Origin of the sequence: Fibrobacter sp. (assembly GCF_045601785.1) — a bacterium.
GTDB lineage: Bacteria > Fibrobacterota > Fibrobacteria > Fibrobacterales > Fibrobacteraceae > Fibrobacter.
On the sequence record NZ_JAZSAF010000010.1, the window covers coordinates 1 to 15,432 of the forward strand.

11 protein-coding genes are annotated in these 15,432 nt (G+C 52.9%); 5 read left to right on the top strand and 6 right to left on the bottom strand.

Features of this window, described 5'->3' with window-relative positions:
- The coding region (locus ACKI61_RS01890) for an EAL domain-containing protein (protein ID WP_407456117.1) at window positions 1-1,514 on the bottom strand (1,514 nt) is incomplete at its 3' end.
- Between the two features lie 123 nt (window positions 1,515-1,637).
- Between ACKI61_RS01890 and ACKI61_RS01895 the strand changes: the two genes are divergently transcribed.
- From ACKI61_RS01895 to ACKI61_RS01905, 3 genes are read left to right on the top strand one after another with little or no spacing between them, the layout of a single operon-like run.
- The gene (locus ACKI61_RS01895; protein ID WP_407456118.1) at window positions 1,638-3,680 is read left to right on the top strand and encodes an ATP-binding protein; all 2,043 of its coding nucleotides are present in this window, start codon (window positions 1,638-1,640) and stop codon (window positions 3,678-3,680) included.
- A 4-nt stretch (window positions 3,681-3,684) separates the two neighbouring features.
- Entirely contained in the window at window positions 3,685-6,609 is a 2,925-nt protein-coding gene (locus ACKI61_RS01900; RefSeq protein WP_407456119.1) for an amino acid permease, read from the top strand.
- A gap of 20 nt (window positions 6,610-6,629) precedes the next feature.
- On the top strand, window positions 6,630-9,737 hold the full coding sequence (locus tag ACKI61_RS01905; RefSeq protein ID WP_407456120.1) for a response regulator: 3,108 nt from the start codon (window positions 6,630-6,632) through the stop codon (window positions 9,735-9,737).
- Between the two features lie 136 nt (window positions 9,738-9,873).
- Here the strand turns inward: ACKI61_RS01905 and ACKI61_RS01910 are convergent, their stop codons facing one another.
- Entirely contained in the window at window positions 9,874-10,362 is a 489-nt protein-coding gene (locus ACKI61_RS01910; protein ID WP_407456121.1) for a GNAT family N-acetyltransferase, read from the bottom strand.
- 19 nt (window positions 10,363-10,381) lie between these two features.
- Entirely contained in the window at window positions 10,382-11,263 is an 882-nt protein-coding gene (locus ACKI61_RS01915; protein WP_407456122.1) for a LysR family transcriptional regulator, read from the bottom strand.
- A gap of 194 nt (window positions 11,264-11,457) precedes the next feature.
- On the opposite strand from ACKI61_RS01915, the gene ACKI61_RS01920 reads away from it, so the two are divergent.
- Together ACKI61_RS01920 and ACKI61_RS01925 are read left to right on the top strand one after the other, a co-directional pair.
- Complete coding sequence (locus ACKI61_RS01920) at window positions 11,458-11,997, top strand: flavodoxin family protein (RefSeq protein WP_407456123.1); 540 nt, start codon at window positions 11,458-11,460, stop codon at window positions 11,995-11,997.
- Window positions 11,998-12,068: 71 nt separating this feature from the next.
- Window positions 12,069-13,199 carry an alpha/beta hydrolase gene (locus tag ACKI61_RS01925; RefSeq protein WP_407456141.1) on the top strand — a complete coding sequence of 377 codons (1,131 nt, stop codon included), beginning with the start codon at window positions 12,069-12,071 and terminating at the stop codon, window positions 13,197-13,199.
- 51 nt (window positions 13,200-13,250) lie between these two features.
- Here the strand turns inward: ACKI61_RS01925 and ACKI61_RS01930 are convergent, their stop codons facing one another.
- The 3 genes from ACKI61_RS01930 to ACKI61_RS01940 all read right to left on the bottom strand — a co-directional run bounded on the left by ACKI61_RS01930 (window position 13,251) and on the right by ACKI61_RS01940 (window position 15,426).
- Entirely contained in the window at window positions 13,251-14,114 is an 864-nt protein-coding gene (locus tag ACKI61_RS01930; protein WP_407456124.1) for an ORF6N domain-containing protein, read from the bottom strand.
- Window positions 14,115-14,204: 90 nt separating this feature from the next.
- Window positions 14,205-14,378, bottom strand: a complete 174-nt coding sequence (locus ACKI61_RS01935; RefSeq protein WP_407456125.1) for a hypothetical protein — start codon at window positions 14,376-14,378, stop codon at window positions 14,205-14,207.
- Between the two features lie 382 nt (window positions 14,379-14,760).
- On the bottom strand, window positions 14,761-15,426 hold the full coding sequence (locus ACKI61_RS01940) for an MmcQ/YjbR family DNA-binding protein (protein ID WP_407456126.1): 666 nt from the start codon (window positions 15,424-15,426) through the stop codon (window positions 14,761-14,763).
- Window positions 15,427-15,432: the final 6 nt, after the last annotated feature.

Consider the following 15,432-nt stretch of genomic DNA (forward strand, 5'->3'; position numbering starts at 1 on the left):
AGTTCCACGAGCTTCAGGTTGCGTTCGTCCTTTTCCATGTTGCGCACGAACGACATGTCGATTTTCAGGATGTCGATGGGCAGCGTGGTAATCATGTTCAACGAGGAGTATCCGGAACCGAAATCGTCCATCTCGATGCGGAATCCCTTCTTGCGCAGGTTCTCGATGACCTCGATAAGGCGCTCCATGTTCTCGCAGTAGGCGCTCTCGGTCACTTCCAGCATGTATTCTTCCGGGGAAAGGCCGTTTTCATCGAGGAGCCGCATAAGTTTCGTTTCCAGTTCCGGGTCCATGATGTCGATGCGGGACACGTTCACGGAAACGGGCACCGTCACGCCGAATTCGTCCTTCCATTTGCGGATCTGTTTTGCGGCTTCGTTCCAGACAAAGTTGTCTACTTTTTGTATAAGGCCGTTCCCTTCGAACAGCGGAATAAAGTCGCCCGGGCTTATGAATCCGAGTGTCGGGTGTATCCAGCGGATGAGGGCTTCTGCACTGGTGAGCCGCGGTGTATCTCCTTCGATGTTGTATTTCGGCTGGTAATAGACAATCAGGTTCTTGTTGTCTATGGCGCTCTGCAAGTCGCGGATGAGAGTTTCCTCGAACATGTAGCGGGAATGCATCTCGTTGTTGTAGCGGGTAAACGCCTGGGTCGGGTCGCCGCGGTTCTTGTCGCAGGCGGCCTTCGCGCGGTCAAACCATGCCTCGATTTCCACGTTGCGGTCCACGTTTTCCCACAGGCCAAAGCGCACTCGCATGTGATTCACCTCAAAGAAATCCGTTAGAATTCCCTGGATGATGTTGCGGATGTTGTCGTAGCTTTCCTGGTGCGTCGCAAAGATATAGAACGTGTCCGCGTCTGCACGGCAGGCGATGGCGTTCATGGGGGCGAGTTCATTCTTGAGCGCGCTACCGATTTCTGCAAGCAGGCGGTCGCCAAAGTCCCTGCCGCAAAATTCGTTCACCAGGTGGAACTGTTCGATGTCAAATACTATTGCGTCGCGCGGGATGTCCCTGCTCCACAGTTCTATCTGGCGGATGTATTCAAAGAAGTAGTCCTTGGTGTAGAGACCCGAAACATGGTCGCGCTCCGTCTGGCGGATAATGTCCTGGTCTTCGAAGAGTTCGATGATTCTTTCGCAGCGGGCGAGCACCACTTCGGGCATGTCGAAGGGCTTCGCGATAAAGTCGGCGGCGCCCAGCTTGAGGCTCTTGACTTCGGATTCCTTTTCGGAGGTCATCACGATGACCGGAATGCGCTTGAGTGTTTCGGTGGTTTCTCTTTTTTTCAGGAATTCAAACCCGTCCATCACGGGCATGAGCAGGTCCAGCAGGATAAGCGAGAACCGCTTGTCTTGCCTGGAGAGTGCTGCGAGGGCTTCCTTGGCGTTATCGGCATATTCGACGTCGTAGTTCACGGAAAGGATATTACCCAGGATTTCTCGGTTTACCACCTCGTCGTCTACGATAAGGACGTGTCTTTTGATGGTAGTGATCTGGCGTAGTTTTTTCATTTGAAAAATTCCTTGTATCCGTAGATAAATATATGTAAAAACAGTAAAAAAAGCATTGGGAACGGCGACAAAGTGTTTTTTTTAGATATTTTTAAAACTGAACTACTAGAAAATGAGGTTCCCATGTTCGGTCGACACCTTCCCCTGAGCGAGCAGGCTTTGCAAGTTATCGAGCAGATCGGCGAAGACATGCCGGGCGGTTTTTTCATTTACAAGGCGACTGGCAACGAGGAACTGCTGTACGCGAACAAGGCCGTGTTCAAGATTTTCGGCTGCGAAACACTTGAAGAGTTCAAGCAGCTTACGGGCTATACCTTCAAGGGGATGCTCTATCCGGACGACTACGAGAAGGTTTCTGTTTCCATTGTGGACCAGATCGAAAAGAGCCAAGGCAACCTGGACTACGTGGAATACCGTATTGTCCGTAAGGATGGCAAAGTTCGCTGGCTTGACGACTACGGCCATTACGTGAACTCCGATGTGTACGGCGGACTCTTCTACGTGTTCATTTCTGACATTACCGAAAAGCGCGTGCAGATGGAGGCGGACAAGGCTGTATTTACTGCAGTTATCGATGCGCTGAGCCGCGCGTACTACGCCGTATGGCTCATCAACGACATTGCGACCGGGAGTTTCTCGCTATTCCGTGTCGATACTTCCGAAGGCAGCATCCACGCGAGACCCACCAACGAGGCTCTGGAGCTACTCACCTTTGAGGACGCCAAGGCGAACTACATCAACAACTATGTTGCCCCGTCGGACAGGGAGCGCCTGAAAAAGGAACTGACGCTTGAAAACATTGTGGCGAACACCACGAGCAAGAAGGTGTTCGGCGTGGGGTTCAAACGCATCGTCGGGAGCGAAGAACGGTACTACCGCATCGAGTTTGCACAGGTGCAGCTCCCCAATGGCAAGACCGGCATCGTGGCGGGTTTCAAGGATGTAGACGATGACGTGCGCAAGGACCAGGAAATACAGCAGGTGCTGCGCGATGCCATTGACACGGCGAATGCCTCCAGCAAGGCGAAAAGTGACTTCCTTTCGAGCATGAGCCACGATATCCGCACGCCCATGAACGGGATTATCGGCATGACGGCAATCGCGACGGCCCACCTGGACGACCGGGAGCGCGTGGAAGACTGCCTCAAGAAAATTTCGGAAGCCTCGAGCCATCTGCTTTCGCTCATCAACGAGGTGCTCGACATGAACAAGATCGAGTCGGGCAAGGTGGAACTGAACGAGGAGAACTTCAACCTCTCGGAACTCGTGGATACGCTGCTTGCCATGACCAAGGCGCAGCTCGAAAGCCACCACCACACCTTGACGGTGAACATCGCGGACGTGATTCACGAAAACGTCATCGGCGACAGCCACCGCATCCAGCAGGTGTTCGTGAACCTGATGAGCAATGCCATCAAGTACACTCCCGATGGCGGGACCATCTCGCTCACGGTGGCGGAAAGGCCCACCAACGCCCATGGTGTCGCCTGCTACGAATTTGTCTTTGAAGACAACGGCATCGGCATGACGGAGGATTTCCAGAAGCACCTGTTCGAACCGTTCACGCGTGCAAACGACAAGAAGACGGCAGCAATCCAGGGAACGGGTCTGGGCATGACCATCACGCAGAGCCTTGTGCGCATGATGGGTGGCGACATCCAGGTGAAAAGCAGGCCTGGTGAGGGTTCGCGCATTGCCGTTACCATCTACCTGAAGTTTGTGGACGTGCAGAACGCGGAAGCCCACAAGGAAGACCCGCTCAAGAATCTGGAAGACCTCAAGTTCGAGGGCAAGCGCATCTTGCTGGTGGAAGACCACCCGGTCAATGCGGAAATTGCGAAGAACGTACTGCAGATGACGGGGCTCGAAATAGAATGGGTCATGGATGGCGCAGCGGCCGTGGAACGGATGGCGGACAGTAGCGAGGGTGAATTCGACCTGGTGTTCATGGATATCCAGATGCCCAACATGGACGGCTACCAGGCGACTGCGGCCATCAGGGCCATGACGACCTATGCAAGGAGAATCCCCATCGTGGCGATGACCGCGAACGCCTTTGCCGACGATATCCGCAAGGCGAAGGAAGTCGGCATGAACGACCATATCTCCAAGCCGATAGATTTCAAGGAACTTGCGAAAATTTTGCAGAAGTGGATAAGGGTGTAGCGTTATGTTGTCTGAAAAACACAAAAAATTGTCCGTTTTGAGTGCGTGGGCGCTCTCCTTCGGTTGTGCCGTAGGCTGGGGTGCATTCGTGATGCCCGCGACAACGCTCCTGCCGATTGCGGGCCCCCTGGGAACAGTTATCGCCCTTGTGCTTGGCGCCGTGCTGATGGGTGTTGTCGCCTACAATTTCCACATCATGATGAACCGCATTCCCGGCACGGGGAGCGTATTCTCCTTTACCAAGCAGCTTTTCGGCTACGACCATTCCTTCCTTTGCACCTGGGCCACGGCCCTTGCGTACCTGGCGGTATTGTGGGCCAATATGTCGGCCTTTGTGCTGTTTATTCGCTTCTTGTTCGGACCCGTACTGCAAAGGGGCTTCAGTTATACCATCATAGGCTACGAGGTCTGGGCAGGCGAGCTGTTTACCACGCTTGCAATTATACTTCTGTTCGGGTTCATCAGTTGCAGGAACACCAACGTGCTGCGCCTGGTGAATACGGTGCTTGCGCTCCTGTTCTTTGGCGGTGTGGTCGGCCTGTTTGCAATTATTGCCTGCAAGGGCGGGATTGATTTCTCGGATATGGGCCCGGCCTTTGCGACGGCGGGAGTCGCGAAGGACCATTCCCCCCTGATGCAGATCGTGAACGTGCTGGTGCTTGCCCCCTGGGCATTTGTAGGCTTTGGCGTGGTGAGCTTTGCCTCTTCCACCTATGACTTCAAGCCAAAATACGGTTTCGCCATCATGGTGGCGGCTCTTGCAACCGGAGCGATTGTCTACGCCCTCATAGCTCTTCTTTCGGTTTCGGCAAACCCTGCAGGATCCGGCAATTGGGAAACCTATTTTGCCAACCTGCAAAACTTCAAGGGAATCGATGCCGTCCCGGTATTCCACGCCGTTTTCAGGACCCTCGGCAACGGCGGCCTTATTGTGCTCGCCATAACCATCACGGCGGCCATTTCCACGAGCCTTCTTGGGCTTTACCGAACAATCGGGCGCATGTTCCTGAGCCTCGCCGAAGATTCCGTGATGCCGTCCTGGTTCGGGCATATCAACCGTCACGGCGCCACCAACTACGGCATTATCTACGTGATGCTCCTTTCCTGCATTATTCCGTTCTTCGGGAGAACGGCCATCGGCTGGATTGTGGACATCACCTCCATCAGTGCATCTATCATTTATCTGTATGTTTCTGCGGGGATAGTGAAAATTGCCCGCAGTGAAACCGGCAGACAAAAGACAGTGCTGAACTTTACCGGAATCCTGGGTGTCGTAATATCCGCCTTCTTCTTTTTCTTCCCGCTTACGCCGACGCTTTGGAACATGAACACCATCGCTACGGAATCCTTCATGATTCTGATGGCGTGGAGCATTGTGGGGTTCATCGTATACAGGGCCGTGTTCATGCGCGACCAGGAGAACCGTTTCGGCAAGTCGGCCATCATGTGGGTGACCATGCTGTTCATATTGCTGTTCTCGGCGGTGATGTGGGAACGCCAGGTCACTAACGACGAAACCGAGGATGTCATCGCGCATATCACCGAGTTCCATACGGATCTGCATAAAAAGATGCATATTCCCATGACCGAAGCCCAGGTGGTACAGGAAAAGGACTTCATGGAAGAGCAGATGGACCTTGTCCGCGATTCCCAGCTGAAGAATAACCTGGTAGAAACGCTCTTCATTATCCTGTGTATTTTTATCGTGGTGAACATCTACCGCACACAACGCCAACGCGAACAGAAGCTGGACCACGAAAAGCATATCGCCGAGGAATCCAACAGGGCAAAGACCATTTTCCTTTCGAACATGAGCCACGACCTGCGCACGCCCATGAACGCCATTATCGGCTACACTAACCTGGCGCGCAAACCGGAGGCGACTCCCGGGCAAATCCAGAAATACCTGACCAAGATCGATTCTTCGAACATGTACCTGATGGCCCTCATCAACGACATGCTCGAAATGAGCCGTATCGAAATCGGGAAGATGGAACTGGAAGAGCGGCCCACCGACCTGCGGAAAATGATGGAGGAAATCCGCGACATGTTCGAGGCGCAGATGGTGGGCAAGAACATCGCCTTTGCCGTGAAATACGACGGCCTCAGGAACCCGGTGGTGCTTTGCGACAGGAACCGCATGAACCGCGTGATTCTGAACCTGGTCAGCAACGCATTCAAGTTTACTTCGGAAGGCGGGCACGTGTCCGTGACTCTCGCCGAAAGGGAATGCATCGAAGAGGGCAAGGCCGCGTTCGAAATCCGCGTCAAGGACGACGGTATCGGCATTTCGCCCGAGTTTGTAGACCGCGTGTTCGATGCCTTCGAGCGGGAACGCGTCTCTACCATCAGCGGAGTGCAGGGTACGGGCCTCGGGCTTGCCATTGCAAAGAACGTCGTGACACTGATGGGCGGGACCATTAGGTTCGAATCGAAGGTCGGTGAAGGGACGGAATTCTTCGTGAATGTGGTACTGAAGACAGCCGCAGGCACGGAGGCTCCCGAAAGTGGCAAGCGCAATATCTCCATCGCGGCCAAGGCGGATTTCACGAATATGCGCCTATTGCTGGTAGAAGACATGGAAGTGAACCGCGAGCTTGCAAAGATTATTCTCGAAAGTCTCGGGTTCAAGGTCGAGATGGCGGTAAACGGCAAACAGGCGGTCGAGATGGTGGAGAAGAACCCCGCCGGTTACTACAACGGGATTGTCATGGATATCCAGATGCCCGTGATGGACGGTTGCGAGTCGAGTCGCCAGATTCGAGCGCTCTCCGACAAGAAGAAGGCGGAAGTTCCCATTATCGCCATGACTGCGAACGCCTTTGGCGATGACCTCAAGAAGTCGAAAGAAGCAGGAATGAACGCGCACTTGGCAAAGCCCATCGATGTCGGCATGCTCACGGAAACACTTGCGCAGTGGGTGCGGTAAAGCTTTAACAGGACAATGTTATGGAAACGAAAAAAAGAATCGGAATTGTTGGTGTCGCTACTATCGTGGCCCCCATCATCGTTATCATCCTTGTGCTGGGGACAATCTTCACGGGTCGCCACGCGAGCGGGGAAACGGAAAAGGCCGTACGCAACGTGACGCTCCTCTTTATGAACGAACTCGCGAACCGCCGCGAACAGGTGGTGGCGTCGAAATTGAACGGCTACATCAACGACCTAGATGTGGCCGTGGGCCTGCTTTCAAAAGAAGACCTCGCAAGTACCGCAAGCTTGCAGAGCTACCAGCTCCGCATGAAGCAACTGTACGGTCTAGAAAAGTTCGCCTTCGTGGACACTGCGGGTCTCATCTACACATCCCGCGGTACGCGCACCGACATTGACCTCTACAATTTCGATTACAGGACCCTGGCAAAATCCGAAATTTCATTAAAGAAAAACAGTGAAGAAAAGAAGACTGTTGTCATTGCCGTGCCTGTGGACCGTCTTGCCTTTAATGGTCGGGTTTTGGTCGTGTGCTTCATGGAAATCGACATGAACCGCATGCTGGAAGGTATTTCGCTGGAATCCGACCGGCAGGGAATTACATTTTGCAACATCTACTCGAAGGCAGGCAATTCGCTTACGAACCTGGTGCTAGGTGGGCTTGCGAGCGGCGACAATCTGCTTGCCGCCATGGAAAAAGCCAGCTTCGAAAAGGGGTTCTCCATGGAAAAGATGCGCTCCGACTTCGCGAACCACGAGGCGGGCGTCGTTTCCTTCGAGTATAACGGCATCCGTGAAACTATGTACTATGTTCCCATCCATTCTACGGACTGGATGCTGACCTACCTTATCCGCGAAAGCGTCATCTCCGAGCAAATCGGTTCCATTTCGGAAGACATTTTGGAACGCAGCCTTCTGCTATCCGGAATTATCGCGCTAGTGCTCTTGACCGTGTTCCTGTTCCTCTTCATGCAAATCAGGCGTACCTCTCAACTCAAGTTAGAAAAAGAGGTGGCCGATGCCGAAAGCCGCATCAAGCAGGAAAAACTGGAAGAACAGCTTGCGCTCCAGCAGAAGTTAGTTGAAGAAGAACGCAAGAGGAACGAACAGCGTAACATGATTACCGCGCTTGCGTCAGAGTACCGCAGCGTCTACTACCTGAACCTGGATACCGGAATGGCGATATGCTACCGCAAGGACGGCTCCGTTCCCGCGCCCTTCAAGGAAGGGGACGAAATCGGCTACCTGGAAAATTTTTCAACCTATGCCGAAAAGTTCGTCGCTCCGGAATTCCGCGAAAAGTTCCTCGCCTTTATACAGCCCGAAAACGTGCGCGCGGGTGTCGCGAAGAACAAAATCTATACCTTGCGCTACCTGGCAAACCATGGCGGCAAGGAGAGCTACGAAATGCTGCGCATGGCGGGCGTGCACAATGCCGGCGACGCCCCGGATGCACCGCTCCGCATTGTAGGTTTCGGATTTTCCGATATCGACGAGGAAATGCGCGATTCCCTTGCCAAGAACCAGGCCCTTTCTGACGCCCTCAAGACGGCAGAAGAGGCGAGCAAGGCAAAGACCATATTCCTCTCCAACATGAGCCACGAAATCCGCACGCCCATGAACGCGATTATCGGCCTCGACAGCCTTGCGCTGCACGAACCCGAGATTTCGTCGAAGACGCGCGGCTACCTGGAAAAGATCGGCTCCTCCGCAGAACACCTGCTGAGCCTCATCAACGAGATTCTGGACATGAGCCGCATTGAGAGTGGCCGCACGAAGATCAATAGCGAAGAATTCTCGTTCCCCAAGCTTTTGGAGCAGGTGAACACCATCATCGACGACCAGAGCCGCACCAAGGGCCTGAACTATTCGTGCCATGTGGCGGGCAGCTTAGACGACTACTACGTCGGCGACGTCACCAAGATTCGCCAGATTCTCATCAACATCCTGGGCAATGCGGTCAAGTTCACCCCGAAGGGCGGAAACATCGACCTCAACGTGGAAAAGATTGCTGCGTTCGACAACAAGTCCACGCTCGTCTTCAAGATTAGCGATACCGGTATCGGCATCAGCAAGGAATTCCTGCCCAAGATTTTCGACACGTTCACCCAGGAAAACGCCACCACGGCTTTCGAGTACGGCAGCAGTGGCCTCGGCATGGCGATTACCAAGGGTATCGTCGACATGATGAACGGTAAAATCGATGTGGAAAGCGAAAAGGGCAAGGGGACCACGTTCTGCGTGACGCTCACCCTCAACGACAGCATGCGCAAGCAGGCGACCGACGACGAAATCGAAATCCACCCGAGCGAAATGAGCGTGCTGGTGGTGGACGACGACGAGATTGCCCTGGGGCACGCGAAACTCGTGCTCGGCAAGGCGGGAATCCTCACCGACACGGTGCTTACGGGCAAGGAAGCGGTGGAGATGGCGAAACTCCGCCACGCGAGACGCGAGCCCTACAACCTGATTGTGGTTGACTGGCAGATGCCCGAGATGAACGGCATCGAGACGGCGCGCGAAATCCGCAAGGTGACCGGCGACGAGTCCGCCATTATCATATTGACGGCCTACAACTGGGACGACATCCTGGACGAGGCCCTGGCAGCCGGCGTGGACTGCTTCATTTCTAAGCCCTTGTTCTCGGGAATCCTGCTGGACGAATTCAAGAACGCCCTCCGGCGCAAGAAGGAACACACCTCGCTTGCGAAGAACAAGGCGGAACTTGCCGGAAAGCGTGTTCTCCTTGCCGAAGACATGGATGTCAACGCGCAGATCATGATGGAAGTGCTGAAGATGCGGGACTTGCAGGTGGAACTGGCCGTAAACGGTCGCAAGGCCCTGGAAATGTTCCGCGACCATCCCGAAAGTTATTACGATGCCATCCTTATGGATGTGCGCATGCCCGAAATGGACGGCCTGGAAGCGACAGCCGCCATCCGCAAGCTGGATCGCGATGACGCCAAGAAGGTTCCCATTATTGCGCTCACGGCAAACGCCTTCGACGAAGACGTGCAGCGGAGCCTGCAGGTGGGCATGAATGCGCACCTTTCCAAACCCATCAATCCGGACCACCTTTACCAAACTCTTGAAGAAATGATCTGGGCGGCAGAAAATAGGAAGTAATGGGTCATGACTTCCGAAGGCGGCTCCGTTTCGCTTGTCGTGGAAGCCGGTAGAGCCCAACGTACTCTTCGAGACGCACGAGGAATTGCTGTAAGGAACTAAAAAACCAAATTGAAATGATCAAAAAGCACTTGAATTAAACTTCAATATAATGCGGAATAATATCTTCGTAGCTCCCGTCCTTGAGCAAAAAGCCCTTGGGAATCACGCCGAGCTGCGTAAAGCCTAACTTTTTGTACAACTTCAATGCAGACGTATTTGTCGCGACGACCGCGTTAAACTGCAAAATCCTGAAGCCGATTTCCTTCGCCTTCGCAAGGCAATCCTTCACGAGAAATTCACCGATATGCTGGCCGCGCCTGTTCTTCTTCACCGCATAGCTCGCGTTTGAAATGTGCCCGCAGCGCCCGACATTGTTCGGGTGGAGAATGTACAGCCCCACGACCTCGCCGGAATCTGCATCGATAGCGATTCCCGTGAATGACTGAGACTTGAAAAACGCGTCGCCCGTCTGCGGGTCAAGCAAATCCATTTGCGGAAACGCGATGCCGTCTTCGACAATGTCGTTCCAGATTTCAATCGCGTCGTTGATATACTTTGTATTATATTGTTCAATTTTAAGCATGAGAATGATCTCCTTTTTTTTATTCCCCCAGCACGTGCCGGAGCGTGTCGAGGAAAAGTTCGCCCGCCCGCGTGAACTGCTGGCCCCGCCGCCAAATGATGTACATGTTGGTGGTGAGCTCGGGCATCAAGGGCCTGAAGCACAGGCGCGAACTGCGGCTCGTATCCACAAGGCCATCGAAAGTGAGCAGGTAGCCCGTACCCTCCTTCGCAAGCACCGAACCGTTGTACGAAAGATCCAGACCCACAATCACGTTCAGTTTTGAAATATCGTCGCCGAACCACTTCGGCAAATCCGCCACCATCGCCTGGCGCGATGCCATCAGCGGCTTGTCGAGCAAGTCCTTCGGCTCAATAAAATCCCGCTTGGCCAAAGGGTCGTCGCGACGCATCACCACGCCCCAGCGGTCCACCGAACGCACCGCAAGGCAGTTGTACTTTTCCAAATCAACGTTGTCTACAACCACCGCGAAATCAAAAATGCCCTTGTCCAGCTTTTCCAGGGCGCGCTCGCTGTCGCCTGAATATAAGTTGTACTTAATCTTCGGATAGTCGTCCCGGAGAATCGCGATGCACTTCGAAAGAAAATTCACGTTCCGCGATTCCGCGCAGGCAATGGCGATTTCACCCACCACCTCGTCTTCCTTCAGCGACTTGAAATCCTGCACCGTCCTGTCCGCCATCGAAAGGATATCCTCCGCACGCTCCCGCAAGAGTTCCCCCGCAGGCGTCAGCCGAATCGCGTAATTCGTGCGCTCGAAAAGCTTCTCGCCCAGTTCCTCCTCCAACTCCTTGAGCTGGCGACTCACCGTCGGCTGCGTCACGCAAAGATTATCCGCCGCGCGCGAGACATTCCCCAACCGCGCCGCCTCCAGAAAATACCGCAAAACTCGAAGTTCCATACGCGAAAACTAATAAAATTCAAGCCCCGCAGGTATGAAATCGTAAAAATAAAGCCCGAAAGGAATAACTAAGGCTTGTGAAAGCACACTTTCTATGCCTTATAAGCATATCTAGTTATGAAAACAAAGTATTTGCAATATCTAAAAAATGAAGGTATATTTGGACATGTAAAGACTTCAACCGAGAGGAACCTATGAAAAAAGTATTGGTCTTGTCCAGCAGCTTGCGTAAGGGTAGCAACTCCGAAACCCTGGCGCAGGAGTTCGCGAGGGGTGCCGCCGAGGCGGGCAACAAGGTGGAATTCGAGTCGCTGCGTGGCAAGAAGATCGGTTTTTGCATGGGCTGCCTCGCTTGTCAGAAGAAGGGCAAGTGCGTCATCAAGGACGATGCTCCCGCCATCACCAAGAAGATGGAATCGGCCGATGTCATCGTGTTCGCCACACCCATTTACTATTACGAGATGAGCGGCCAGCTCAAGACCATGCTCGACCGCGCGAATTCCCTCTATTCCAGCGATTACAAGTTCCGCGAGATTTACCTGCTCACTTCTGCCGCCGACACCGACGCGAAGGCCATGAACATCGCGAAGCGCGGCATTGGCGGGTGGATAGCCTGTTTCGATGGCGTGAAGCTCAAGGGCGCCCTCTGCGCCACGGGTGCCGAAAGCGCCGGCGACGTCAAGAAGAATTCCGCGCTCCTGAAAAAAGCGTTCGCCATGGGAAAGAAAGTTTAACCACAAGGAGATAACTCATGAAATCCAGATTCTTAAAAGCGGCGTTTGCCGTGGTTTCCGCATGCACCCTGATGGCGTGCACCCCCGAAAAAGAAAACAACGCTGCACAAGGAGCCGCCGCATCGGCAACAGAAGCAGCACAACAGACAAAGGAAGAAAATATGAACAAGCTCACGCTCACCGCCGAATGGGACAAGGTATTCCCCAAGAGCGACAAGGTCGAACATTCCAAGGTCACTTTCAAGAATCACTTTGGCATTGAACTCGCCGCCGACATGTTCGTGCCCAAGGACACGAGCCTCAAGGTGAACGGCAAGTTTCCCGCCATCGCAATCTCGGGCCCGTTCGGTGCCGTCAAGGAACAGTCCAGCGGCCTTTACGCCCAGCAGATGGCGGAACGCGGATTCCTGACCATCGCATTCGACCCGAGCTTCACCGGCGAATCGGGCGGCGAGCCGCGCTACATGAACAGCCCGGACATCAACACCGAAGACTTCATGGCGTCCGTGGACTTTCTCTCGACCCGCGACAACGTTGACCCGGAACGCATCGGCATCATCGGCATTTGCGGCTGGGGCGGCATGGCGATTAACGCTGCCGGCATCGATACCCGCGTAAAGGCGACGGTTGCCTCGACCATGTACGACATGAGCCGCGTATCCGCAAATGGCTACTTCGATGCCGCGAACAACGCCGACGCCCGTAACGAAGCCCGAAAGGCGTTGATGGCCCAGCGCACCAAGGATTTCAAGAACGGTTCGTACGACCTGGCCGGCGGCGTGGTGGACCCGCTCCCGGACGACGCTCCTTACTTTGTCAAGGATTACTACGCCTACTACAAGACCCCGCGCGGCTACCACAAGCGCTCCCTCAACAGCAACAAGGGCTGGGCCGCCTCCGCAGGCACCTCGCTCATGAACACCAAGCTCCTCGCATACGCCGACGAAATCCGTAACCCGGTGCTCATCATCCACGGCGAAAAGGCCCACAGCCGCTACTTCGGCGAAGGCGCATTCGAAAAGATGACCGGCAAGAAGGCGGACGTTCCCGCAAAACTCGACGCCACCAAGAACTGGAGCAAGACCGTCGGCAACAAGGAACTCCTCGTTATCCCCGGAGCCTCCCACGTGGACCTCTACGACAACCTGGAAAAAATCCCCTTCGAAAAGCTGAACGAATTCTTCAAGACGAACTTGAAGTAAAAGTGAATTCAACATTAAACAAAAAGCGACCTGCAAATTGCAGGCCGCCTTTTATAATGCGGCCAGAATCGCCGGGATTAATGTCTTTGCATCCTCCATTTTTTCAAACGCAAAACACGCCTTGCCTAAATCCTTAAGCGACGCACCAATATGATACAGTTCCTTATTGTCGATAATCAAGAATCGGTCGTGCATCTTTTTGGTGAAGTCCATAACTGCGGTCGGGTATTGCGTGTTGAACTGGTCGACATCAATTTTTTGCAATTCTGCTTTCGGGTGCGTGAAAATTTTTACAGCAACACTCTTCTTTTTTACTGCAAGCCTTTCCAAAACAGACAAGTCAACATAACCATCAATAATGACAATTTCTTTTGTTGCAGTCTTTATGATGTCTTGAAAAAAGGCGTAAGCATCAAAGATTTGCCCCTTGAAGAATACACCCTCCTTCGCCCTTTGGGGCGAAGCATCCAACTGATTGAAGATTTTCGAGAAATTTTCGTCAATCTTTTCAAATTTGATGTCGTGTTCAACAAGTCTTGCGTTAAACCTGTTTTCTACGGCGTCAAGGCGGTTTGCGATGGCGATGTTGCCGCGCAGGTAATGTCGCATCTGCACGAAAGCGTTCATGATTTCAATGCTGACCTTGATCGCCCTTTCGCTGCGAAGCACAGCCGAAAGCATGGCGACACCCTGTTCTGTAAAAGCGAAGGGGGCATAACGCAACCCTTTTTGGTCAGATTTGGAGGTCACAAATTGTGACCTCCAATCTGCAAATTCGTCACCATCAAGTTCAAAACAGAAAGATTCTGGAAACCTTTCAATGTTTCGCTTTACAGATTGTTTTAGCACCTTGGTGTCTATTTCATACAATTCGGCGATATCTCTATCAATAATTACCTGCACTTCGCGAATCACCACGATTTTGCTTGCGATTTGCGCATTCGACAATTTGGAGGTCACAAATTGTGACCTTAAAACTTTCCCAGAATGGACTTTTTCCATATTTTACCCCCTTGGATAACGAAGTTTTGTTCCGCATTTCGGACACCGCAAAACCATTTCCTTGAGCCGTCTGATTTCAGCGTCCTTTTCTTCCAGGGTCTTGGCGAAATCCCCAATGCCGTTGTTATTGCCCGGGTTTGGCCCCCCGTTAAATTTTCCGAAAATTTCTTCGAACATAAAAACTCCTTGTTGAAGTAAGCCCTCAACATGTTAGCAGGAATGCGCCTGTGAATACAGAACGCATTACGCCTTTGTTTATTTTTGAATGTTTGGGATGATCTTGCGATGTTGTTGGCGGGGGTATTCCCCGGCGTTACCTGCCACCCCCGAAGGGGTGAACTCGAGCAGGTCGTGTTCCTGCCAGCTATCCAACAGCATCAACAAGAAGGTTGATGGACCCCACCGCGGATGCACGTACGGACCGAATGGTCTATGCCGACTGTCGCAGGGATTGTCTAATTACGAAAACAATATACATAAACAATGTGGCATTGTCAAGCAATATAAATTTCGCCACTTCAGAAAACAAAAAGCGACCATCGAATTGCGGGCCGCTTTTTCACGCCAGCGTATAGCTTTTATCCAGCAATTTCTTGATTTCGGTTAGCGGCACCGTTCCATCAAGGATGACCGTTACCCAGCTTTTCTTGTTCATGTGGTATGCGGGGAGGTAGCCGGGCTTTTTCAGGAGTCCTGGTAATTCCTTCGGGACTATCTTGAAGTTCGCCACTTCGATAATCTCGTCGCCTTTGAGGCCAACTTTTGACTTTTCGACAGTCCCCAATAGGCAATACCATTTCTTGTTTTCGTGTTTGCGGATGGCGGCGAATTGCGGAAACCGTTCCCACAGATATTCGGGCTTGTCTCCGTATTTTTGCTCCGCGTAGCCAATCAGGTCGTTCGCTGATTTCCTTTTAAAAATCTGCGTCTCGAAACATTCGCTGATGAATTTATCCGTAATTACGGAAACTTCTTTGCGGATGCGGCCCACGAGGGCCCCCTGCACGGAAAGCACTGAAAACAGTAGATATTCTTCGCCGGAATCGTTGTCGAAGACCTTGACTGAAACCTTCTTGCCTCGTCCCACTCTGATTTCAAGACGGAACTGTCCGCCAAGTATTTCGCGGACGAGCGCATAGTTAGACCCTTCCTTCGTGAACCCGAAAGGAATGAGCTTCTTGACAAGAAGTTTCTTGCCGTTGAATTGTTCTTCGATGCCTGTCACGATCGA

Bases quoted from the DNA above. Each gene is read 5' to 3' on its own strand.
- ACKI61_RS01895 (WP_407456118.1), top strand. From the start codon at position 1,638: ATGTTCGGTCGACACCTTCCCCTGAGCGAGCAGGCTTTGCAAGTTATC.
- ACKI61_RS01900 (WP_407456119.1), top strand. From the start codon at position 3,685: ATGTTGTCTGAAAAACACAAAAAATTGTCCGTTTTGAGTGCGTGGGCG.
- ACKI61_RS01905 (WP_407456120.1), top strand. From the start codon at position 6,630: ATGGAAACGAAAAAAAGAATCGGAATTGTTGGTGTCGCTACTATCGTG.
- ACKI61_RS01910 (WP_407456121.1), bottom strand. From the start codon at position 10,362: ATGCTTAAAATTGAACAATATAATACAAAGTATATCAACGACGCGATT.
- ACKI61_RS01915 (WP_407456122.1), bottom strand. From the start codon at position 11,263: ATGGAACTTCGAGTTTTGCGGTATTTTCTGGAGGCGGCGCGGTTGGGG.
- ACKI61_RS01920 (WP_407456123.1), top strand. From the start codon at position 11,458: ATGAAAAAAGTATTGGTCTTGTCCAGCAGCTTGCGTAAGGGTAGCAAC.
- ACKI61_RS01925 (WP_407456141.1), top strand. From the start codon at position 12,069: ATGGCGTGCACCCCCGAAAAAGAAAACAACGCTGCACAAGGAGCCGCC.
- ACKI61_RS01935 (WP_407456125.1), bottom strand. From the start codon at position 14,378: ATGTTCGAAGAAATTTTCGGAAAATTTAACGGGGGGCCAAACCCGGGC.